Here is a 21,939-nt window from a genome sequence, read left to right as displayed (position 1 = left end):
GCCTAGAGGAAAATACCCACGTCCCAACTTGACATAATATTTTTTACTCGTTTTATCCGAGTGTTGCTCCCCTTCAGAACCGACCCTCCATGCTAGCGTTCTTTCTAGCTACCGGGAACGTGCCCGGCATGCAGCCGATGAAAAAACTTGGGGTTTTCATCATCGGATTGCCTTACCTTGGGAAAGGGGTTTGTAGCGATCATGTGCCATCCGGACGCGTCTTCCCGGTCAGCCATTGTTGTAGACCTTTTGAAGGTTATCGTCATTCTTCCAGCCAGCATGATCATCGGCGGCCTCACTGCGGCCGACGCCATCGCGAAACCGATCGGCCCGGCCCAGCCGACCAGACTGGAAGAAACTACAGCAGACCGGCAAACAGACGCATTCGTCGGTACGGCAGCAAGCCGTGCTCAGGCAGGTTCAACTTCGTATCGGGTCGTCTTCGACAGCGCAGACGGCAGCGGCATCGAGTCCCAGAACGTCAAGGACGGCGCTTTGGCCAGCCGTCCCGCGCAAGACCCGACCAGGGACGGCTACCTGTTCGATGGCTGGTTCGCCAAAGACGCCAACGGCGACTCCAAGGTGGCCTACGACTTCACCCAGCCCGTCACCACAGACCTCACCCTGACCGCCCACTGGACCAAGGGCACAAGCGCCTGGAGCCTCTCCCCCGCCTCCGGAAAAACCAGAGGATACGCCAAAATCACCCTGACCCCGCCCACCAAACCAGACATACGCTTCAGCCACATCATCCCGGCAAAAGAAGAAGGTTCCCAGGCCATCGCCTCGGACGGCAACCTCTACCGGTGGGGAGACAACAACTACAAATTGGAGACTCCTGAAGACGAAAAGCGCACGCCAATCCTGGTCAACCCGCCGGCCGGCGTCCACTTCACCCAGGTCAGCACAGGCTACTCCCATTCCCTGGCCATCGGTTCAGACGGCAATCTCTACAGCTGGGGGCACAATACCTACGGAGAACTGGGACGCGAAGCTGTAAGCACGACACCAAAAGACGACTCCCAGATAGACAATCAGCCGAAGCTGGTCACTCCACCGGCCGGCGTCCACTTCACCCAAGCATGTGCAGGCAAATGGCATTCCCTTGCACTGGGATCGGACGGCAACCTCTACAGCTGGGGACAAAACAAGTACGGCGAACTTGGACGTGACACGGGTTCTGCCATATACGACGTCAAGCCAGGCAAGGTGAACTTGCCGAAGGGCATCACAAAAATCACCCAGATCAGCGCAGGAACCTTCTACTCCATGGCTCTTGACTCGGACGGTGACCTTTACAGCTGGGGCGACAACACTTATGACGAGCTGGGACGCTACGCCGGCGGATATCCCTTCCGTGACCGTTCACCGCGCAAGACGATCATGCCAGCAGGCGTCAAGAAATTCACTTGGATCAAGGCTGGAGAGTGGACATCCCTGGCCACCAGCTCAGACGGCAGTCTCTACAGCTGGGGATGGAACGAATATGGCCAGCTAGGACGCAACACCGCCCCGGCAAGGCAAGACCGCACGCCGCGCAAAGTGACCATGCCGGCAGGCGTCACGAAATTCACCCAGGTCAGCACAGAACACAGACATTCCCTGGCTTTGGGTTCGGATGGCAACCTCTACAGCTGGGGACTAAACGATTGCGAACAGCTGGGACGCGACACCGGGTCAGCCAAATACGACGTCAAGCCGGGCAAAGTGCCTACACCGGCAGGCGTCGCAAAATTCACCGAGGTCAGCGCAGGCTATTCCCATTCCCTGGCCATTGGCTCCGACGGTAACCTCTACAGCTGGGGAGAAAACAAGTACGGTCAGCTGGGACGCCCCACCAGCGGCAAGTACGACAGCCGCCTTGGCATGGTCGCCTTCCCTGAGGATCCCAAGCCCGATAATGTGAGTTTCGGCGGGACGCCCGGCAGCAACCTCGACGCCAACCCTGACGGCACCTGGAGCGTCACCACGCCCCCACATGACCATGGCAGAGTTGATGTAGTCATCACCTGGAAGATGAACGGTGAGCGTCCAGACGCGCGTCTGTCCTACAGATACCTGGGCAATTACCTTATCGTTTTCGACCCCGACGGTGGCACTGGGTTCGGTTTCCAACCCGTGACCGAGGGAAACCGACTGAAACCCCCCGCCAAGGATCCAACCAAGAATAAACACCTGTTCGACGGCTGGTTCATCGGCGACACAGCCTATGACTTCAGCAGGCCGGTCACCGGCTCGGCGACTCTGACCGCCCACTGGAGCAGTGCCGACAGCAACAGGTGGAAGCTCGACAAGGACAACGGGCCTGAGACCGGTGGCCAAACCGTCACCCTGACCCCGCCACCGGAACGCGGCATCCGGCTCAGCCAAGCCGATGCAGGAGACCTCCATTCCGCAGCCGTGGGCTCCGACGGCAGCCTCTACACCTGGGGGGACAACGACAGCCATGGGCAGCTGGGCCGCGACACCGCCGGCAAGCAGGACAGCCACCCGAGCAAGGCGGATACCCCTGCAGGCATCAACTTCATCCATGTCAGCGCGGGCTACGGATTTTCCGTGGCCCTGGGCTCGGACGGCAACATCTACAGCTGGGGGGACAACACCCACGGCGAGCTCGGGCGCACAGTCACCAGCGGCACCCCAGCCAACAGGCCCAACAAGGTTGAGACCCCGGCAGGCATCACCTTCGTCCAGGCGAGCGCAGGAGGATCTCATGCCGTGGGTCTGGGCTCGGACGGCAACATCTACACCTGGGGTGACAACGGCGCCGGCCGGCTGGGACGTACCGTCACCAGCGGCTCCCCCGCTGATAAACCCGACAAGGCCGACGCCCCGGCAGATGTTACTTTCACCAGTGTCAGTGCAGGCCAGGGCCACACGGTGGCCGTGGACACACAAGGCGAGATATACACCTGGGGAGACAACACCCACGGCGAGCTCGGGCGCAACACCACCAGCACTCCGGCAGACAAGCCCGGCAGAGCCGACACCCCGGCAGGCGTCAGCTTCACCCAGGCCAGCGCAGGCGGAAGCCACTCCGTGGCCGTAAGCGACGACGGCAGCCTCTACACCTGGGGCAACACCGGCAGCACCCCCGCAGACAAGCCCGGCAAGGTCGACACCCCGGCTGGCGTCACCTTCACCCAGGCCAGCGCAGGAGGCAAGCATTCCATCGCCTTGGGTTCCGATGGCAGCCTGTACACCTGGGGCGACAGCGGCAAAACCTCGGCAGGCAGGCCCAACAAGGTGGATACCCCGGCAGGGATCACCTTCACCCAGGCCAGCGCAGGTGCATCGTACTGCCTGGCTCTGGGATCTGACGGCAACCTCTACAGCTGGGGGGACAACGCCAAGGGCCAGCTGGGCCGCGACACCGGCGACACCTGGTCCGCCAGTCCAGCCAAGGACAACTTCCCCGAACTAGGCATCCCCACGCATGTCCTGTTCGACAATATTGAAGTCTCCGACCTGACCAGGAACCCCGACGGCACCTGGACAGTTGCCACGCCGGCGCATATGCCCGGCATGGCAACCGTCACCATCGACTGGAGGCTGAACGGAGCAGACCAGACCCCCGACACCAGCAACACGTATAGATACAACTCCATCAGCGTGCTGCCTAGGGCCGGCGGAGGCGGCCTGCTCCCCCTGCTCATAGCCGGGCTGCTCGCCTTCGCTTGCGCCGCAGCAGCCAGGCGCCACCGGCTGGAAACCCTCAGCCGACGACAATAAAGACTTCCCTCGTGTAAGCAGGTCCGGGTTATCACTATCCCCAAACACAGGCCCGGACCACACGGGTGGCCCCAACTCCCCCAACGCAACGGGGCCACCCATATTCTTCCGCCAGACGGCTTTGGCATCGCATGGCGGCATTGCTGGAATGGGCAAGATATGTAGCGCTACAATTATCAGCAGCAATGCCGCCGACTCAGCCATCGCAGACCTGTCCGAACGGCACTACAAGGAGGAGCCATGACCGACGCGCGCCATCAATCCCAGTCCGTGCAGGACCATACTGAGCTGGATGCCCGCTTCAACCCATCGCAGGTCCGCCTGACCCCCGGCAGCATCTACGCCGATGCACAGCAGGCCGGCGCGGACTACCTGTTGAGCCTGGATCCCGATCGCCTTCTGGCCCCCTACCGGCGCGAGGCAGGTCTAACCAACAAGGCGGATCCATACCCCAACTGGGAGTCCATGGGCCTGGACGGCCACATCGGCGGCCACTACCTGTCCGGGCTGGCGGCCTACTGGCAGACTCTGCAAACCTGGCCCTTCCTGGAGCGCGCCACCCGCATGCTGACAGGCCTGCTCGAGTGCCAGGAGGCCTCGGGCGACGGCTTTCTGGGCGGAATGCCTCACAGCGCCGAGCTCTTCCGGAACCTGCGGGAGGGCCAGGTGCAGGCCCAGTCCTTCGATCTGCTGGGCTCCTGGGTGCCCCTCTACAACCTGCACAAGCTCTTCGCCGGCCTGCTGGACTGCTGGCAGTCCTTCCAAACCAAGAGCGCCTCCGACATGGCCCGCGTCATGGTCCTGCGCCTGGCTGACTGGTGGTGCGACCTGGCAGACAATATCGACGAACAGGATTTTCAGACCATGCTGACCTGCGAGTACGGGGGCCTGAACGAGGCCTTCGCCCGCCTCTATCAGCTGACCGGGAACGACCGCTATCTTCGCCAGGCCCGTCGCCTGACCGACCGTCCCTTCTTCGAGCCGCTGGCCGTCGGCAAGGACCAGCTGACCGGCCTGCACGCCAATACGCAGATACCCAAGGTCCTGGGCTACGAGCGCCTGGCCGAGATCACCGGAGACGAAGCCTTCCACACAGCCGTGGACACCTTCTGGCATGGGGTGGTGGACAAGCGCACGGTCTCCATCGGGGCCCACTCCATCTCCGAGCATTTCAATCCGCCGGACGACTTCTCGGCCATGGTCACCTCCCGCGAGGGCCTGGAGACCTGCAACAGCTACAACATGGCCAAGCTGGCCCTGCGCCTCTACGACCGCACCGGACAGGCCCGCTACCTGGACTTCTATGAGCGGGTCCTGGTCAACCACCTGGTCTCCACGGTGGGCATCCGCGAGCACGGCTTCGTCTACTTCACCCCCATGCGACCCCGGCACTATCGGGTCTATTCCAGCGCCCAGCGTTCCTTCTGGTGCTGCGTGGGCACCGGCCTGGAAAACCACGCCCGCTACGGTGCCATGATCTTCGAGCGTCGACCCGGAAAGGATCCCGGCCAGGAATCCGAGTCCCTGGCGGTCAACCTCTTCATCCCCGCCAGCCTGGACTGGTCCCAGCGCGGGCTGCGGATCAGCCTGGCCTACGCTCCCGGCCCCGGGACCACCAACCTGGGCCGAATCGATTTGGAGGCCGACGACCAAAGCCAGCAGACCCTGGACCTCGACATACGCCATCCCTGGTGGTTGGAGAATGCCGATTACCGGATCGCGCAAGGCCAGGCGAACATGACCGTCGAGCCGGCGAAGCCCGATTCGGAAGGCAACCCCCGCTTCGACCACCTGCATCTGACCTGGACCGGCCGAGTGAGCCTGGAGCTGTGCCACCGGGTCCGGGTGACTGCAGAGCCCCTGCCGGACGGTTCGGACTGGGTCAGCCTGCTGCGCGGCGTCAAGGTCATGGCCGCCCGCAGCGACGATGCCGACCTGATTGGCCTGAAGGCCGACGACTCCCGTGCCGGGCACATCGCTTCCGGCCCCCTGCGTCCGCTGGGCGACCTGCCCGTGCTCCAGGGAGAGCCCCAGGACTTCCTGCTGCCCCACCCCCAGGATGACGGCGCCATAGAGGTGGCCGTCTCCCGACCCATGGAGGGAAAACAAGGGTGGACCGATTCACGCCTGCTGCTGGTCCCCTTCACCTCCATCGAGGCCTCCCGATACTCGGTCTACCTGCCCTGGGCGCAGGATGGCGATACGGACCGTGTTCACCGGGCCCTGGAAGAAATTGATGCACAGGAGCAGGCCCACGAGCTGCAGGTCTGCGACCGGGTGGACTGCGGGTCCCAGCAGTCCGAAATCGACCACGAGTATCAGGGCAGGAATGACCGGCAGGAGCTGATCGAAGGAATCAACACCCGTCACGCCCTGGCTGGAGGCTGCTTCTCGTACCGGCTGCGGGATGCCTCCGGCGGTGCGAAAATGCTGGAGGTGGCCATGCGGGACCAGGGCAGCACTGCACCCTACTGGCTGCGGACGGAAGGCCTGGAATTGGGCCAGCCCGTAAGAAGCCGCGAAAACGGCATAATACTGGACCGTTACCCCCTGACAGGTCGAGGATTGGATGCCCTGCCCGACCGGGCCGTCAGGGTGCAGATCCAGGCCGGAGCCGAGGGTCCCACCCCTGACCTGCTGACTCTGGCGTTGATTCGCGGTTGAAGGGCTCAGGACCGGGCTGTGCTGCCAGCCTCCACCAGCGTGAAAGGCAGGACCACCTGCTCGGGCTGATGCCTGCCGGGCGGATCCTTCATCCGAGCCATGAGCAGTCGCAGGCACTCGGCCGCCACCCGGTCCGTATCCACGCGGATGGTCGATAGGGCGGGCGTGAGGAAGCGGGACACTTCCAGCCCGTCGAAACCGACCAAGGCCACCTGCTCGGGCACCCGCACCCCATGCTCCCCCAGCGCGTGCAGGGCCCCGATGGCCACTACATCCGTCAGGGCGAAGACCCCGTCAAAATCCCTGCGGCGAGTCAGCAAGGCGGCCATGGCCTGGTCGGCGCTGCCCTGATCCCAGTCGCAATCGACCACATCTTCGGGCCCTATGCGGATTCCGTGGCCTTGTGCTGCCTGCATGGCCCCCAAGAGCCGCTGTTCCCGCCCCAGGCTGGACTGGGCCAGCTCGTCCGGGGCTTTGTAGGCGGCGCCAAGAACCAGAATCCGCCGGCAACCATGGTCTATCAGATGCCCAACTGCCGCCTGGGCACCCTGGCGGTTAGGACTGCGCACGGTGTCTACTGATCGGTCCAGTCGAGGCCCGTCGAAAACCACCAGGGGATAGCGCCGATTGAGCGCGGCTATAAAGTCAGCGGACAGGGCCGGCGCGGACAGGATGGTTCCCTCGCAGAATTGGGTGGCGATGTCGGCCACCATGGAGGACTCATAGCTGGCCATCTGCCTGGTCTGCTGGATCAGTGTCTGATACCCCATGCTGACGGCCTGATCTGATACCGCCGCCGCCAAGGCCGCCGAGAAGGGCGAACGATCCAGTTCCACAGTGGAGAAGCCGATGATTCCGGACCTGCCCGAGCTGAGCCGCCGGGCCGCCAGATTGGGCCGGTATCCCAGCCGCTGAGCCGCCTCCAGCACACGACGCGCCGTGGCGGGCTTGACCGAGGATTTGCCGCGCAAGGCATTGGATGCCGTCATCCGCGACACCCCGGCCTGGCCAGCTACATCATCCAGAGTCGTCACTTTTAGCCGTCGCTTCCCTCGCGCCTGATTCGTCAGACCATTCTATCGCCGGGCAGACAAGGAACTTGAAGCTGAAATACGGGTTGCAATACGATGTTTGCTTGCTTTGTCTTCAGTGAGGCGGTAAACAGAGACGCTGTGCTGGCACGAAGCCCGAGGCTGGCTTGACCTATACGGATCCGATATCACAAACGGCGTCGTGTGTTCTTGTTTTTTCAGGTAGCATGATGAGTGTAGTGGTGTTGGGGAGTTGGCTGGGTTTCGATATGGCTTGTACGCCGGCGTGGGGGCTGGCTTGAGCAGTGGAGAGCTGGACGGCATCCTGACGGATAGGACGTTGTAAGCAGGGATTCATCGGCACGTTTCTGGGGATGTTCGAAGTGGTCGTGTCCGGTGTGGGCGAAAGGTTGTCGGCTTATGCATCTGGGTACCCGTCTGCGTCGCGCCTCGGCGACGACGATCCTCCTGCTGGGCCTGCTGGCAGGCCTGGGCACCGCGACCGCCGACGCGGACGCTCCCCCATTCATCGAGTGGGGTCGTCAGACCCCCCACACAGCTGAACAACCCCCCGGCATCCCCCCCGGCAGCACAACCAGCACTCCACTGCCCTCACCCTCGCCAATACAAGCCACCACATCATTAAGTCCAACAGCAAGCCCAAACACCCCGTCATCGACGACGGGAACACCCGACAACACAGGATTCACTTCAACCAAGCCGTCCGATACCGCTGATCAAACTTCGCATGTGGTGAACTTCGACCCGGCCGACGGCAACACGCCTACCCAATCAACTGTGAAAACCGGCACCCTCGCCACTCCCCCGCAGCAGAACCCGCAACGTCCCGGCTTCCGGTTCGACGGGTGGACACGTGACGGCCAGCCCTACGACTTCCAGACCCCCATCCTCCAGGACACCACCCTGAAAGCACACTGGTCGAAAACCACGGACTGGACGCTGAGCCCGGAGCACGGGCCCGCCACCGGCACTAGGCTAACCATCAAGCCGCCCAGCCTGCAGGAGCCTTACTATGTCAACGTCCATACCGCAGGAGAGCAGGTTATCGGCCTGACAGGCAACGGCCGCATCCACACCTGGACGCAGGACCACACACCCAAACAGGTTCCTTTCCCCGCCCAGGCTCACGAAGGGTTCCACTACCAGCAGGCCACAGCCGGCAGCCACCTGCAGGCAGCACTCGGATCCGACCAGCACATATACACCTGGGACAACCAGCAGCCCGCGCCTACGCTCTTCGACACCGGACAGGATGTCGGGTTCACCAGCATCAGCATGAACGGAGACCTGCTGCTGGCCGTGGACCGGCAGGGCCGAATCCACAGCCACCAGGCCGGCCAAGATCCGAAATCCACTGAGCGGGCCACGTCGTTCAGCCTGCCCGGGCAGGCGCAGGCCGTCACCGCCGTCGCCTCCGGCATCCAGGCCCTCATCGTGGACGCGGACGGACAAGCCTGGACCTTGGAGACGATCAACACCGGGAAAGCCAAACCAGAACGCATCAAGCAGGACCCGGGCATGCGCATCGTCCAAGTCCAAGCCCTCAACCAGGGATTCCTCCTGCTGGACACAGACGGTCATACCCATCACCTGGCCGACAGCACAACCAGCATCACAGCTTTCAGCCTGCCAAAAAGCATGAAAGCCAGCCGGATCACCACCAACGACAGCCAGGCCCTCATCGTGGACAAGGACGGCCATATCTGGGCCTGGAAGCCCGGCGAAACACCCACCAGTGCGAATAAAGAGAACCAACGCTACATGCAAGCGGTTCGCATCGGCAGCAGGATCACCGCCTGGGACAGGCAGGGCGGCATCTACAGGTGGAGCCTGGACGGGCAGGGCCAGCCCGGCCAGCCAGTAAGAATCAACACCATCATAGAATCCACCTTGGAATCAGCCAGCATGGACAGCCAGCCGCTTAAACTCACCAGGAACAACGGCTCATGGCAGGCGGACATGCCCGCACACAAGCCGGGGCCAGCCGCCATTCTCATCACAGGTAGTCAGGACGGCCAGCCCTTCACCAAGAGCCTGAAGTACACGGTCGACCAGCCGCTGACACGAGGCACGGAACCAAGATCCACGCTCACGGTCCGATTCAACACGGGCGGAGGAAAACCCGAACCAGCAGACCAGCATTTCCCCACCACCAACGGCAGGGTGAAGCGGCCCTCCCCCGACCCTACGCGCCAAGGCTTCCTGTTCGACGGATGGTTCACCGGCGAGGTCGCCTACGACTTCAGCAAGCCCGTCACCAAGAATCTGACCCTGACCGCCAAGTGGACGCCGGCAAGCCGGAACAGCACGTGGAGCATCAGCCCGGACAAGGGCAGCCAGCTGGGCAGGGAATCCACCACCATCACCCCGCCAGACAGCGCCAGCCGGGGCATCAGGTTCAGCCAAGTCAGCGGATCAACATACGCTGGTTTTTCCTTGGCGGTGGGCAGCGACGGCAACGCCTACGCCTGGGGAGGCAACTACTATGGCCAGCTCGGCGACGGGACAGGCCGCAGCCACCGGTCTACGCCGGTCATGGTGAGGACGCCCGACCGCAGCACGTACCCGGACCTGCCAGCGGACTTCACCTACCTGCAGGTCAGCGCCGGAGGCGATTATTCCCTGGCCGTGGGCAGCGACGGCAACGCCTACGCCTGGGGATGGAACTACTGGGGCCAGCTCGGTGACGGGACAACCACCGAGCGGCATGCGCCGGTCAGGGTGAAGACGCCCGACCGCAGCACGTACCCGGACCTGCCAGCGGACTTCACCTACCTGCAGGTCAGCGCCGGAGGCCAGCATTCCCTGGCCCTGGGCAGCGACGGCAACGTTTACGCCTGGGGATACAACTTCATTGGCGCGCTCGGCGACGGGACGACAAGCACCAGACAGACCACGCCGGTCAGGGTGAAGACGTCCGACCGCAGCACGTACCCGGACCTGCCAGCGGACTTCACCTACCTGCAGGTCAGCGCCGGAGGCGATCATTCGCTCGCCCTGGGCAGCGACGGCAACGTTTACGCCTGGGGACGGAACGACAATGGCCGGCTCGGTGACGGGACAACCAGCGAGCGGCATGCGCCGGTCAGGGTGAAGACGCCCGACCGCAGCACGTACCCGGACCTACCCAAGGATTTCACCTACCTGCAGGTCAGCGCCGGATACTCTTATTCCCTGGCCCTGGGCAGCGACGGCAACGCCTACGCCTGGGGAAACAACAGCCATGGCCAGCTCGGCGACGGGACAACCAGCGAGCGGCATGCGCCGGTCAGGGTGAAGACGCCCGACCGCAGCACGTACCCGGACCTGCCAGCGGACTTCACCTACCTGCAGGTCAGCGCCGGAGGCGATCATTCCCTGGCCCTGGGCAGCGACGGCAACGCCTGGGCATGGGGATCCAACACCTATGGCCAGCTCGACAACAACACCGCCAGCGGGACCAGTGACGCGAATCCTGTTCCTATGCGCGTGCGCGACCCCGCCAGCCCCACCGACACGAGCAAAGGACTGCAAGCCGTGCAAGTCAGCGCCGGATACACTCATTCGCTGGCCGTGGGCAGCGACGGCAACGCCTGGGCATGGGGAGACAACAGCGCTGGCCAGCTCGGCAACAACAGCACAAACAACAAGTCGGCTCCTGTGCCGGTGTCGTTCAACCTGGCTCTGGTGATCACCGGCGTCAGATTCGACCAGACCCCCGCATCAGACCTGACGCGCGGCGACGGCAGCAGCGTCACCGTGACCACGCCCGCACATTTGCCGGGCACGGTCACGGTCAGCGTGGACTACACGATGGGTGGCACAGGAATCACCCTGACCGACACCTCCCTCAGATACACGTACCTGCCCGCAGGCGTGCTTCCCCGCGCCGGAGGGGAAGGCATCCTGCTGGCCCTGGCCACCGGCATGACCGGCATGGGTGGGGTGCTGGCATCCTGCCGCCACCGGAGGGAAACACGCCAACTGCTTCACGCTTCTCACGAGTAAGAAAAGGCCTGGGGCGCGTATCAATCCCCCCGCCCCGGCCCATATAGGGGGCAGGGAGGAAAAGTGTCACTTAAGGCCCAAACCCCCAAGAGAGCCGACACTCCCTCCCGCGCCCCCACCACACAATCAGTCGACCGCCCGAACGGAACAGAGGAAGCGACTCCTCTTATCCAGCTCGGACGGTCGACTACAACTGTTCTACTGCTGGTCGGCAGTCGTGGCGTAGATGGTCTTCTTGCAGACCAAATACACAACCAGGCCCAGCAGGGACACGGCAGCTCCGATCAGCAGCAGGTTGCTGTAGTTGGCGGCCGGCCCGGTGGCTCCCATGATGCTGAAACCCTCCAGGCTGGGCTTGCCCATCAGGCCGCCGATGATGGCGATGCCGATGGATCCGGTCACGTTCATGACCAGATCGTTCATGCCCACGCCGCGGCCCGACTGATCCTGTGGAAGGGTGTCAAGCACGGTGGAGACGATGGGCGAATACATCAGTCCGACCCCGGCATAGTAGACGCAGGCAGTCAGCGTCAGGGCCAGCAGGCCGGAATTGACCACCAGGGCCGTCCCTGCGAAACCAAGGATCATCAGGCAGGCGGCGATGATGATGGCGGGCTTGCGTCCGATCCTGTCCACGATGGCGCCCGAGGTGGTGCCCAGCACGGCGGCCACCAGGAAGGCCCAGACCACATGCAGGGAGACCGTGGTGGTCGACACCTTGTAGACGTCACGCCCGATGGCGTTGAAGATGGGCGACATGCAGTAGTTCATGAAGTAGAAGATCAGGATCAGCCCGATACCCATCAGCCAGCGCTTGTTGCGGAAGAAGTCCGGGGTGATGAAGGGGCTCCGGGCCCGGCTGATGTACACGGCGAAGATCAGGTAGCAGACAGCGGAGGCCGCCAGCAGCCACCAGGCCGTGTACGAGAAGAAGAGGGTCAGCAGGGCCGTGGCCAGTCCGAAGATGACGAAGCCCAGCCAGTCCACCTTCTCGCCGTTGCCGCCGCCGGTGGGCAGGCTCTTGAGCAGGATGGGCAGGAAGATGATGGTGACCGCGGGAATCAGGAAGAGGTACTGCCAGGCTATGGAGCTGAGCAGGCCGGCGGCGAAGATGCCGATGGCTGCAGACACCTGGTAGCCTGCCGTGAAGATGCCGAAGAAGATCACCTTCAGGGAGGGCTTGAGGTACTTGGTGGCCACGACCAGGTAGGCCGAGCCAGCCACCTGTTCGCCGGCGGTCTGCAGCAGCCGGGCCGCGATCACATTCCAGATGTTGGGGGCCATGATCGTGTTGGCCACGTATCCGTACACGGACCCGATGAACAGTATGCACAGGCCGAAGGTGACCAGCTTGCGCAGGGATACGAAGTCACCCAGGGACCCGTAGATGAAGCAGACGATGCCCAGGACGATGCTGGGTAGGGCCGTGATCAGCGAGGCCTGGTCGGGGGCGCCGGCATCCTTGCCGACCTGCTGGAAGACCAGGTTGAAGCCCTGCAGGCACAGGGTGCCCAGGACGAAGGTGATCAGCAGCAGGATCAGCGATCGTACGGCTGTCGAATCCTCGGTGGATTGCTTTTCGGACATAATGTCTTCAATTCTCTTTCTTTTGCGTGAACTTGCCGGGGATGGAGGACCTCAGTCGGCCTGGGAGGCCAGCCTGGTGATCCGGGTCATGAACTCGTCCAGGAAGCGGGGCACATCCACGCCGACGGCTACGCGCACGGTCTTGTTCGGGTCGTTGAGCCGCTGCTCGTCCCCGATGGTACGCCCGCGAGTGGCGCCTTCGGTCTCCACCTTCATATTGATGGGCAGGGTGGTGACCAGGGTCGGATCCACGGCCACGCCCACGGCCAGCGGATCGTGCAGGCCGCAACCACCCAGATGGGGCGAGGTGGTCTCGTAGGCCTTGATGTAGAAGTCGGTCATGTCCGCCAGGAAGTTGCCTGCCGCAGTGCCCAGCTGCCGCCAGCGGGCGGTCTCCTTGTAGGTCAGCAGGGTCTGCAGGGTCACGTCCAGGCCGACCATGGTCACGGGAGCGCCGGAGCGGAAGAGCGCATCGGCCGCGTCCGGGTCCTGGGAGATGTTGGCTTCCTGCCAGGCGTCCACATTGCCCGGCACGGTCAGGGCCCCGCCCATGAGCACAATGGAGCCTATGCGCTGGGCGATGTCAGGCTCCTTGGCCAGGGCGGCGGCAATGTTGGTCATGGGGCCAGTGGGCACGTAGACCAGATCCTTGCCGTAGGTGTTGACCGCATCGATGATGAAGTCCACGGCCGACTCCGTCTCAGCCTTGCGGTCCGAGTCGGGGATGGCCACGTCGCCGATGCCGTTCTCGCCGTGGATGAAGGCGGAGACGGGCAGCACCTCGAAGGAGTCCGCCTTACAGGCGTGGGACAGGCCCGGGTAGACCTTGACCTCAGGATGACCCAGCAGGTCGGTGATGGCCAGATCGTTGCGGATGCCCTGCTCCAGGAGCACGTTGCCATAGGTGCCGGTTATGCCGATCAGCTCAACTTCGGGGCTGCCCAGGGCATAGGAGATAGCCAGAGTGTCGTCGACACCAGTGTCCAGATCGAGAATCAGCTTACGCATACAATGTTTCCTTTCATCGCCATGGCTGTATGGAACCATGGCCGTATGCATCCACGATGTCCTTGTGGTGGATGCTTGTTTATCATATGCGAAATCGAGCGGTTTCGCTCCCCTATGACATGCGCAAGTCGTGGACAATGTCCTCAAATGTTCATATCGCCCGCAACCAGGGCCCGGATGACGAATCCGGATAGCGAATCCAGCAGCTGGTTCTCCGGCTGATTCCACTATCCACAATGGCGAGCCGGACCGACGGGCCACTCCCCCAGATGCCTATGATTACCCTGATTAAGCCCGGATGATCTGGCGAAAGGGGAGCCCATGGCTGCAATTCAAGGACGGCGGCGCAATCTGCAACTGATGACCGCCCTGGGCGTGCTGGCCGGCGGCCTCTACGGCTACACCCTGACCGTCATCTCCGGCGCGCTGATCGGCATGAACCTGGGCTCCGGCCCGGGTGGACACCTGACGGCCGGCGAACAGGGCATGGTCACCTCAGCCCTGCTGATAGGTGCCGCGTTGGGATCCTACCTGGCAGGAAGGTTCAACGACCGCTTCGGTCCCAAGCGCATCATCCTGACCGGCGCCCTGTTGGCCATCCCTGGAGCCCTGCTGAGCGCCCTGGCCCCCAGCCTGATCCTGCTTGGTCTGGGAAGATTGATCATCGGGGCTGGAATCGGCATGACCTCCACCATCGTACCCATCTACCTGGCCGATATGGTCGGCACGGAGGAACGCGGACGGGTGGTTTCGGTCAACTCGGTCATGATCGTGGTCTGGCAGCTGCTGGCCGTCAGCGTCAACGCCATCCTGGACCGGATGGGTGCCGACTGGCGGACCATGCTCTGGGCCCTGGTGCCTCCGGCCATCCTGCTGGCCCTGCTGGCCTGCTTCCTGCATGACAGCCCGGCCCACCTGATCCGCCGTGGCCAATCGGACCAGGCAGCAGTCTTCCTGGAATCCACCCGCGACAAGGCAGAGGCCCGGGTGACCATGCAGGAGCTGTCGCATCCGGCGAGCGCGAAGACCGCCGGCTTCAAGGCCCCCTGGCTCCGACGGGTGCTGATCGTGGGCATCGGCGTGGCCATGATCAACCAGCTGACCGGGCTGAACATCGTCAACTACTACGCACCGACCATCTTCACCGACACCCTGGGCTTCGACCCCTCCCTGTCCATGGTGGCCACCGTGCCCGTCATCCTGGTCTCCGCCATAGCGGCCATCATCGGAGGGTTGGGACTGATCGACCGCTTCGACCGCCGCGCCATTCTGGCTGTGGGACTTGCAGGCACCATCATCTTTCTGACGGCCATCGGGGTCTGCTACCGGTTCGTCGGCGCCCTGGGCAGCGGGTCACGGACTGCCGCCTGGATCATGATCGGCATGATGATGATCTACGTGGTCTTCGTCCAGGGCCTGGTGGCCCCGGTCACCTGGCTGCTCCTGTCCGAGATCTTCCCCCAGCAGGTCAAGAGCCATGGCATGGGCTACGCCAACGTGGCCATGAACCTGACCAACTTCGGCCTCTCCCTGGTCTTCCCCACCCTGCTGGCCCGACTGGGCGGAACCGGCACCTACCTGCTCTTCGCCCTGATCAATGTGTGCGCCCTGGTGTTCGCCTGGGTCATGGTGCCCGAGACCCGAGGCAAGAGCCTGGCCCAGATCGAGCAGGAGGCCCGGGCCCGGGCATGAAACCGAGTATAAGAAGAGGGCGGAACCGGATACAGGCCCGCCCTCATGGAATCCGATAACTCAGATTCTGATGCCTCAGATGTTGAAGACCTGCTTGGCCAGCTTGGCGATGGTGTCGCCGCCCAGCTGTGCGACATCATTCTTGCACTGGTTGATCCTGCCGAAAAGCTGGTCCGCGTCGTTGTATGACAGGGGCTGGCCGATCTCCTTGGACAGGTCAACCAGCTGGTCGATGGTCTCCAGGTTGCTCAGCTTCTCTACCAAGGTCTTCTCGTCCATGAATCACTCCTCTGTAAGCGGCGATGCAGACACCGGGGGCCTTGCGCCATCGGTGCCCACCTTTCTCCTCTCATCATAGCCAGCGAACGGATGAACCGGGCGCGCATGGAGGCTCAAATCAGGTCGTAGGAGAAATCGTGGATCCGGTCCAGGGCCTGTCGGCTCTCCTCCAGCCAGGTCATGGCCACCGGATAGACGTGTCCCAGGGTCTGCAGGCGGTTGGGCCTCAGGTCGTGCAGCTCGAAGTCGCGGCCCTTCCCGCACAGAATCCCGGCCATCTTGAGCGCGTCACCCTGCAGAAAGTCGTCGGCGCTGGTGTTCAGAAAGACCGGCGGCAGGTGGACCATGTCGACCATGGTCGTCAGGTCGGCCACCTGGTCATCCCCAGCCTGCACGAAGCTTCTGAAGAAGGATGGGGCAACCATGGCCAGGGCATTGGTGGCAGATCCAGTTGAATGGGAGTCTTCCGGATCCACCGATAAGTAAGGAGTCAGATCGAACAGGCCTGAGACGAAGGCAGCGCCCCTGGGCCGCAGCCCGGCAGGCTTCAGCCCCAGCCTCTGCGCGAATTGGCCATCGGACTCCACAGCCAGCATATAGAGCGCCAGGGTGCCTCCGGCCGAGTCTCCCGTCAGAAAGATCCGGTCGGACGAAACCGGATACTCGTCCAGGTGGTTCTTGATCCAGGTCAGGGCCGTCAGCACGTCAGACAGCTGCCCCATGAAGTCCGTGCTGGGTATCAGCCGGTAGTTGACCGAGAAGACCGCAAAGCCGCGCTGTGCCAGGTGGGTGCAGAAGTTCCGGTTGAGCTCCTTGTAGCCGTACATGAACCCGCCGCCGTGGATGTCGATGTAGACCGGGGTAACCCTGCCGTTGCGCAGCAGTACATCATGAGGCAGGTAGAGATCCAGCTTGTGGGCTCGCAAACCATCGTCCACATAGGCGATGTCGTTGAAGCAGTCCACCCCCTCGGGCACCTGCCAGTGACGGGAACGGGGAGCATCCATGCGCCCGAAGGTCAGCCGGGAGCCCAGGACGGCCCGAACCATATCGGGACTGCAACCATCCAGGTCCCCGTCGACCTCGGTCCATCCCTCCAACAGTTCACGTTCCTCGTCGGTTACGGTCATCTGTGCATCCTTGCTCATCATTCAGCCCTCATCAATCCAACCCGTACAGCTTTTCGCATCCGGTCTTGCGGGTTTACAGCCAATATACCTTGCCGGCAAACGGACACTCCTGGCCCTGGTCGCGATCCTGCCGGTAGAATGACGGGAACAGCGACAGAAAGGCCAAGGATGACAATCGCAAGCTACGAAGGCGTATCCGCGCTCTCCCTGGGCCTGCCGCCCACCACCGCCATTCCAGCAGCCAAGGGCGAACTGCCCATACGGGCTTTCACCACGCGACCGCCCATCTCCTCACGGCTGCGCCAGCACTTCTCCACCAGCGTCGACAAAATCGTCATGCTGGCCCTGTTGCGGCCCGGGACCATCCCGGTGGCGGATGGCGCGCACTGCCATGAGGTACTGGTCATGGCCATCGGGCTGAAGACCCCCGATGTGCCGGAGGACGTGTTGGAACACATCGCCGCCATGCGCTCCTCAGGTATGGTTTTCATCACCATTCACCAGGGTGAGGAGGGACTCGTCTGTACGCCGGCCGTCCGCCGGGCCCTGCCCACCAAGGCCGGTCATGAGACCAGGCATACGCTCCACCTGGGCAGGCCACGCCCTGCCGATAAGACCAATCTGACCCTGGTCGGCGACGATATGGACCAGCTCTGGGACAGCCTGTGTGCCCAGGTGACCCTGGACCGGACTGACGGTACTGATCTGGACAGCCAACTCGCCGTCCGCGAGCGCATCGACCTGCTCAAGGCCCAGGAGGCCAAGCTGGCCGGGGACCACGGCCGGGCCAGAACCACCCAGAACCGCAACACAGCCTTCGCCAAGCTCCAGAAGGTCCGCGCCGAGCTGAAGCGGCTTTCCGCCGATAACCAGACGTCCGGGAATTAGGACACAGCGTCCAGCCGGGCCTGGTTCGGCCTAATTCGTCCCTTGCGGCTGGTCAGCGGTCTCAGTATGGTCACCCAGCTCGGCGCTCTCGTCGGGAATATCCCTGTAGGCCAGGTATCTGCGCAGTTCGAAGGCCGTGGCCAGGATGGGGTAATCGCTCAGGCGGCGGGGGTTGTAGCCTGTCTCTCTGGCCAGGGCATCCAGTCGGTTCTGCATGGTGTTCTTGTGGATGAACAGCTCCTGGGCGGCGTGGGTGATGCTGCCGTTGTGCCGGGTGTAGGCGTTGAAAACCCTCTCGAACCGATCGACGCGATCCGGTTCCAGTCCCGCAAAGACCCGATCCACAAAGGCCCGGCACTGCTCGGTGGGCAGTGAGGTGATCAGCCGCCCCGCGCCCATCTGCTCGTACCGATACCGCTGGTCATCGGCAGTGAACCCGGCCCAGCGCGCGGCGACACAGGCCTGCCGGTAGCTGTGCCAGTACTGGCCCGGGTCCGCCTGGATCATCCCCGCACCCAGCACCACCTTGGAGCCGACCACCCTGCCCAGGGCCTGACGCAGAGCAGCCACGAACTCATCCAACTCGGCGTCCTCCATCTGCGGCGCATAGACGCGAAAGTCCCTGGGGCTCACGGCGAAAAGGGGAACCCCGAAGGACAGGCACGTCTGGCAGAGCCTCTCGTAGAGCCGATCCTGGTTGAGCCTTTCCAGCCGGATACCTGGCGCCCGGCCGACCAGAGCCCGCCGTGGACCCGACAGATCCAGATCGAGGGCCAGGGCCAGGGCGTTCATCAATTCGTCGTCCTTGTGCTCCAAGGTCAGCAGGTTGACCAGGTTGCTGGTCATGATCCGCCGGTTGAATCGGGCGATCTGCTCCATGTTGGCGCAAAGCATGAGCTCGGTCATGCGCTCGATGATCCCGCCCAGAGCGCCCACCTTGTTCACAGGACCCGTGATTCCGATGACCGCCACCACCGCATCGTTGAGCACCACCGGCACGTTGACCCCGTCACGGGCTCCCTGATAAGGATGCCGACGATCCACGGCAACGGTCCGGCAGTCAACGGCCGCCTGACGGGCCGCGTCATGGAAGCTGCCTATGCGCGAAGGATCAGTGCTGGCCACCATGGTTCCCTCGGTGTCGAAAAAGTTGATATTGTACTCGATTACATCCTTGAGATTGTCGACGATTGTCTGCGCCGTCGCAGGGTCTATAGTCATGGCTCGCCTCCCTACGAACATGGTACATGAACCATTTTTGTCATCGCCATCCATCGCTTTTCGAGTATGGGTGCCCTGGCAAAAAGTGCACAACAGAGCCACACTGAAAGTGAGAAATAATATGGGATCGTTACTGGTCCGGCAGCTACGACGATGCCGACCCTGGTCCCTGGCACAAGTTACGGATCAAAGGAACCGACATGGATATTACCCTGTCATGGTGGGCCGCTCTGCTGGGTCTGGCCCTGGCCATCATCCTCATTCTGAAGAAGCTCAACACCACTTATGCGCTCATGCTGGGAGCCATCGTAGGCTGCCTGATCGGGGGCGCCTCCCTGGGCCAGACCGTCAACATCGTGGTGGCCGGCTCCCAGAGCGTCATGGGCACGGTCATCCGGGTCCTGGCTGCCGGCGTGCTGGCGGGGGTCATGATGGAGTCCGGCGCCGCCAACCGGATAGCCCGGGCCATTGTGGACGGCCTGGGCGAGCGCATGGCCATCCTCTCCCTGGCCCTGGCCACCATGATCATCTGCGCCGTCGGAGTCTTCATCCCCGTGGCCGTCCTGATCGTGGCACCCATCGCCATCGAGGTCGGCAGCCGACTCAAGATCTCCAAGCTGGCCCTGCTGATCGCCCTGTCCGGCGGAGGCAAAGCCGGCAACATCATCTCCCCCAACCCCAACACCATCGCGGTGGCCTCGGGATTCCACATACAGCCCTCGGCGGTCATGATCGGCAGCTTCATCCCGGCACTATGCGGACTGGCCATGGCCGTCCTGCTGGCCACCATCATGCAGCATCGCGGGCGCATCGTCACCATGGACGACCTGGGCGAGGACGCGGCCAAAGCCTCGAAGGACAAGGATCTGCCCTCCCTGGGACGCTCCCTGGTGGCCCCGATCACCGCCGTGGTCCTGCTCCTGCTCAACCCCGTGGGTTCCATACTGCACATCGGCCTACTGGAGCGGTTCCAGGTGGATGCCATGTACATCCTGCCCCTGGCATCCATCCTGGGCCTGCTGGCCATGGGACAGGGCGGCAAAATCCTCACGTACACCAGCGCCGGCCTGCAGCGCATGGTTGATGTGGTCCTCATCCTGATCGGAGCCGGAGCCCTGGGCGGGCTGATCACCAGCTCCGACCTGCCCAAGCAGATCGTCAACATCATCCACGCCATGGGCGTGCCCGGATCCATGCTGGCCCCCATCGCCGGCATCCTCATGGCCGCAGCCACAGCCTCCACCTCCACGGGCGTCATCCTGGGCAGCAGCTCCTTCGGCAAGTCCATCCTGGCCTTCGGCACCTCGGGGGTGGCCGCCGCCGTCACCATGCAGGCGGGCGCCACGGTCATCGACCAGCTGCCCCACGGCAACTACTTCCACGTCACCGCCAAGTCCATCAACATGACCCTGGGCGAGCGGATGAAGGTGGTCCCCTTTGAGTTCCTGGTGGGCCTGACCATGACCCTGGTGGCCATGCTGGTCTATCTGGTCTTCTGAAACGACGGATCAGGAAAGGTAACAACCATGAAAATCATCATTGCACCCGACTCCTTCAAGGGCAGCCTGACCGCCAAGGAGGCTGCAAAGGCCATCGAACGCGGATTGCGACGCAGCCCACTCAAGGCCGAAATGGTCCTGGTGCCCATGGCCGACGGTGGCGAGGGCACGGTCCAGTCCCTGGTCGATGCCACCGGAGGCCATATGATCCAGGCCCAGGTCACCGGACCCCTGGGTCAGACCGTGAACGCCAGCTACGGCATCCTGGGTGACGGACGGACAGCCGCCATCGAGATGGCTGCGGCCAGCGGCATCCAGTTCGTCAACGAACAGACCCGAGACCCGCTGGTCACCACCACCTACGGCACGGGCGAGCTGATCAGCAAGGCCCTGGACCAGGGCGCGCAGGAGATCATCGTCGGCCTGGGCGGCTCGGCCACCAACGACGGCGGCGCCGGCATGGCCCAGGCCCTGGGTGCCCGGTTCCTGGATGCCGACGGGCATGAACTGACCCAGGGTGGAGCGGCGCTGGCCCGGCTGGACCGAATCGACGTCTCCGGGCTGGATCCCCGATTGGCCCGCACCCGTATTCGTCTGGCCTCGGACGTGACCAACCCCCTGACCGGCCCCGAGGGAGCGTCGGCCGTCTTCGGCCCGCAAAAGGGGGCGGACCCATCCATGGTGGCCACCTTGGATGCGGCCCTGGCCCACTATGCTGGCGTCATCCGCAAGGACCTACACCGGGAGGTGGAGGCCAAGCCGGGCGCGGGGGCCGCCGGTGGTCTGGGTGCAGGATTCCTGGCCTTCACTCCGGCCGTCATGGCCTCGGGCGTCAGCATCGTGGTGGAGACCACCCGTCTCAAGGAACTGGCCCGTGGCGCCGACCTCTGCTTCACAGGCGAGGGCGGCATCGACTTCCAGACCGGTTTCGGCAAGACCCCCATGGGCACAGCCCAGGCCGTCAAGGAATCCTCCCCCGGCTGCAAGGTCATCGCCCTGGCTGGCAACGTGGGCGCCGGGACCGAAGAGCTCTACAAGGTGGGCATCGACGCCATCTTCAGCATCAGCCCGGGGGCCGTCAGCCTTGAGGATGCCATGGCCAAGGCCGCCGACAACCTATCCGCAGTGGCCGAGAACATCGGCAGGCTCCTGGCCTGATCCGACTCTCGGATCAGCAGGAAAACGAGGGGGCTCCGGATG

The 21,939-nt window shown here is 63.5% G+C and carries 13 protein-coding genes; 7 read left to right on the top strand and 6 right to left on the bottom strand.

What is annotated here, in order from left to right; translation table 11 throughout:
- Nucleotides 1-279: 279 nt before the first annotated feature.
- Both JF70_RS02170 and JF70_RS02165 read left to right on the top strand, forming a co-directional pair.
- Nucleotides 280-3,732, top strand: a complete 3,453-nt coding sequence (locus JF70_RS02170; RefSeq protein ID WP_197069083.1) for an RCC1 domain-containing protein — start codon at nucleotides 280-282, stop codon at nucleotides 3,730-3,732.
- Nucleotides 3,733-3,972: 240 nt separating this feature from the next.
- Nucleotides 3,973-6,396, top strand: a complete 2,424-nt coding sequence (locus JF70_RS02165; RefSeq protein ID WP_052690692.1) for a beta-L-arabinofuranosidase domain-containing protein — start codon at nucleotides 3,973-3,975, stop codon at nucleotides 6,394-6,396.
- Nucleotides 6,397-6,401: 5 nt separating this feature from the next.
- On the opposite strand, the gene JF70_RS02160 is transcribed toward JF70_RS02165, so the two are convergent.
- The gene (locus tag JF70_RS02160) at nucleotides 6,402-7,430 is read right to left on the bottom strand and encodes a LacI family DNA-binding transcriptional regulator (protein ID WP_045935121.1); all 1,029 of its coding nucleotides are present in this window, start codon (nucleotides 7,428-7,430) and stop codon (nucleotides 6,402-6,404) included.
- Nucleotides 7,431-7,847: 417 nt separating this feature from the next.
- Between JF70_RS02160 and JF70_RS08455 the strand changes: the two genes are divergently transcribed.
- Nucleotides 7,848-11,435, top strand: a complete 3,588-nt coding sequence (locus tag JF70_RS08455) for an RCC1 domain-containing protein (RefSeq protein WP_082069344.1) — start codon at nucleotides 7,848-7,850, stop codon at nucleotides 11,433-11,435.
- 198 nt (nucleotides 11,436-11,633) lie between these two features.
- On the opposite strand, the gene JF70_RS02150 is transcribed toward JF70_RS08455, so the two are convergent.
- Nucleotides 11,634-13,022, bottom strand: a complete 1,389-nt coding sequence (locus JF70_RS02150) for an MFS transporter (RefSeq protein ID WP_045935120.1) — start codon at nucleotides 13,020-13,022, stop codon at nucleotides 11,634-11,636.
- A gap of 51 nt (nucleotides 13,023-13,073) precedes the next feature.
- The gene (locus tag JF70_RS02145) at nucleotides 13,074-14,030 is read right to left on the bottom strand and encodes a nucleoside hydrolase (protein ID WP_045935119.1); all 957 of its coding nucleotides are present in this window, start codon (nucleotides 14,028-14,030) and stop codon (nucleotides 13,074-13,076) included.
- A gap of 321 nt (nucleotides 14,031-14,351) precedes the next feature.
- Between JF70_RS02145 and JF70_RS02140 the strand changes: the two genes are divergently transcribed.
- The gene (locus tag JF70_RS02140; RefSeq protein ID WP_045935118.1) at nucleotides 14,352-15,722 is read left to right on the top strand and encodes a sugar porter family MFS transporter; all 1,371 of its coding nucleotides are present in this window, start codon (nucleotides 14,352-14,354) and stop codon (nucleotides 15,720-15,722) included.
- Between the two features lie 75 nt (nucleotides 15,723-15,797).
- Here the strand turns inward: JF70_RS02140 and JF70_RS02135 are convergent, their stop codons facing one another.
- The gene (locus JF70_RS02135) at nucleotides 15,798-16,001 is read right to left on the bottom strand and encodes a hypothetical protein (RefSeq protein ID WP_015021464.1); all 204 of its coding nucleotides are present in this window, start codon (nucleotides 15,999-16,001) and stop codon (nucleotides 15,798-15,800) included.
- A 113-nt stretch (nucleotides 16,002-16,114) separates the two neighbouring features.
- On the bottom strand, nucleotides 16,115-17,149 hold the full coding sequence (locus tag JF70_RS02130) for an alpha/beta hydrolase (RefSeq protein WP_231578807.1): 1,035 nt from the start codon (nucleotides 17,147-17,149) through the stop codon (nucleotides 16,115-16,117).
- A 150-nt stretch (nucleotides 17,150-17,299) separates the two neighbouring features.
- On the opposite strand from JF70_RS02130, the gene JF70_RS02125 reads away from it, so the two are divergent.
- On the top strand, nucleotides 17,300-18,019 hold the full coding sequence (locus tag JF70_RS02125) for a DUF4391 domain-containing protein (RefSeq protein WP_045935116.1): 720 nt from the start codon (nucleotides 17,300-17,302) through the stop codon (nucleotides 18,017-18,019).
- 30 nt (nucleotides 18,020-18,049) lie between these two features.
- On the opposite strand, the gene JF70_RS02120 is transcribed toward JF70_RS02125, so the two are convergent.
- Nucleotides 18,050-19,240: a CdaR family transcriptional regulator gene (locus JF70_RS02120; RefSeq protein ID WP_045935115.1), complete on the bottom strand. Its 1,191-nt coding sequence runs from the start codon at nucleotides 19,238-19,240 to the stop codon at nucleotides 18,050-18,052.
- 200 nt (nucleotides 19,241-19,440) lie between these two features.
- On the opposite strand from JF70_RS02120, the gene JF70_RS02115 reads away from it, so the two are divergent.
- Both JF70_RS02115 and JF70_RS02110 read left to right on the top strand, forming a co-directional pair.
- Nucleotides 19,441-20,739 (top strand): GntP family permease, encoded by a 1,299-nt coding sequence (locus tag JF70_RS02115; protein ID WP_045935114.1) that lies wholly within the window; start codon nucleotides 19,441-19,443, stop codon nucleotides 20,737-20,739.
- A 27-nt stretch (nucleotides 20,740-20,766) separates the two neighbouring features.
- Nucleotides 20,767-21,897: a glycerate kinase gene (locus tag JF70_RS02110; protein WP_045935113.1), complete on the top strand. Its 1,131-nt coding sequence runs from the start codon at nucleotides 20,767-20,769 to the stop codon at nucleotides 21,895-21,897.
- Nucleotides 21,898-21,939: the final 42 nt, after the last annotated feature.

The sequence above is a fragment of the Bifidobacterium mellis genome (assembly GCF_000967265.1).
Lineage (GTDB): Bacteria > Actinomycetota > Actinomycetes > Actinomycetales > Bifidobacteriaceae > Bombiscardovia > Bombiscardovia mellis.
Note: the sequence above shows the minus strand (reverse complement) of the source record. Positions and strands in the feature narration are given on the sequence as shown.

What these genes read in the sequence shown, in the direction of transcription:
- JF70_RS02170 (WP_197069083.1), top strand. Translation starts at nt 280, where the DNA reads ATGATCATCGGCGGCCTCACTGCGGCCGACGCCATCGCGAAACCGATC.
- JF70_RS02165 (WP_052690692.1), top strand. Translation starts at nt 3,973, where the DNA reads ATGACCGACGCGCGCCATCAATCCCAGTCCGTGCAGGACCATACTGAG.
- JF70_RS08455 (WP_082069344.1), top strand. Translation starts at nt 7,848, where the DNA reads ATGCATCTGGGTACCCGTCTGCGTCGCGCCTCGGCGACGACGATCCTC.
- JF70_RS02150 (WP_045935120.1), bottom strand. Translation starts at nt 13,022, where the DNA reads ATGTCCGAAAAGCAATCCACCGAGGATTCGACAGCCGTACGATCGCTG.
- JF70_RS02145 (WP_045935119.1), bottom strand. Translation starts at nt 14,030, where the DNA reads ATGCGTAAGCTGATTCTCGATCTGGACACTGGTGTCGACGACACTCTG.
- JF70_RS02140 (WP_045935118.1), top strand. Translation starts at nt 14,352, where the DNA reads ATGGCTGCAATTCAAGGACGGCGGCGCAATCTGCAACTGATGACCGCC.
- JF70_RS02135 (WP_015021464.1), bottom strand. Translation starts at nt 16,001, where the DNA reads ATGGACGAGAAGACCTTGGTAGAGAAGCTGAGCAACCTGGAGACCATC.
- JF70_RS02130 (WP_231578807.1), bottom strand. Translation starts at nt 17,149, where the DNA reads ATGAGCAAGGATGCACAGATGACCGTAACCGACGAGGAACGTGAACTG.
- JF70_RS02125 (WP_045935116.1), top strand. Translation starts at nt 17,300, where the DNA reads ATGACAATCGCAAGCTACGAAGGCGTATCCGCGCTCTCCCTGGGCCTG.
- JF70_RS02120 (WP_045935115.1), bottom strand. Translation starts at nt 19,240, where the DNA reads ATGACTATAGACCCTGCGACGGCGCAGACAATCGTCGACAATCTCAAG.
- JF70_RS02115 (WP_045935114.1), top strand. Translation starts at nt 19,441, where the DNA reads ATGGATATTACCCTGTCATGGTGGGCCGCTCTGCTGGGTCTGGCCCTG.
- JF70_RS02110 (WP_045935113.1), top strand. Translation starts at nt 20,767, where the DNA reads ATGAAAATCATCATTGCACCCGACTCCTTCAAGGGCAGCCTGACCGCC.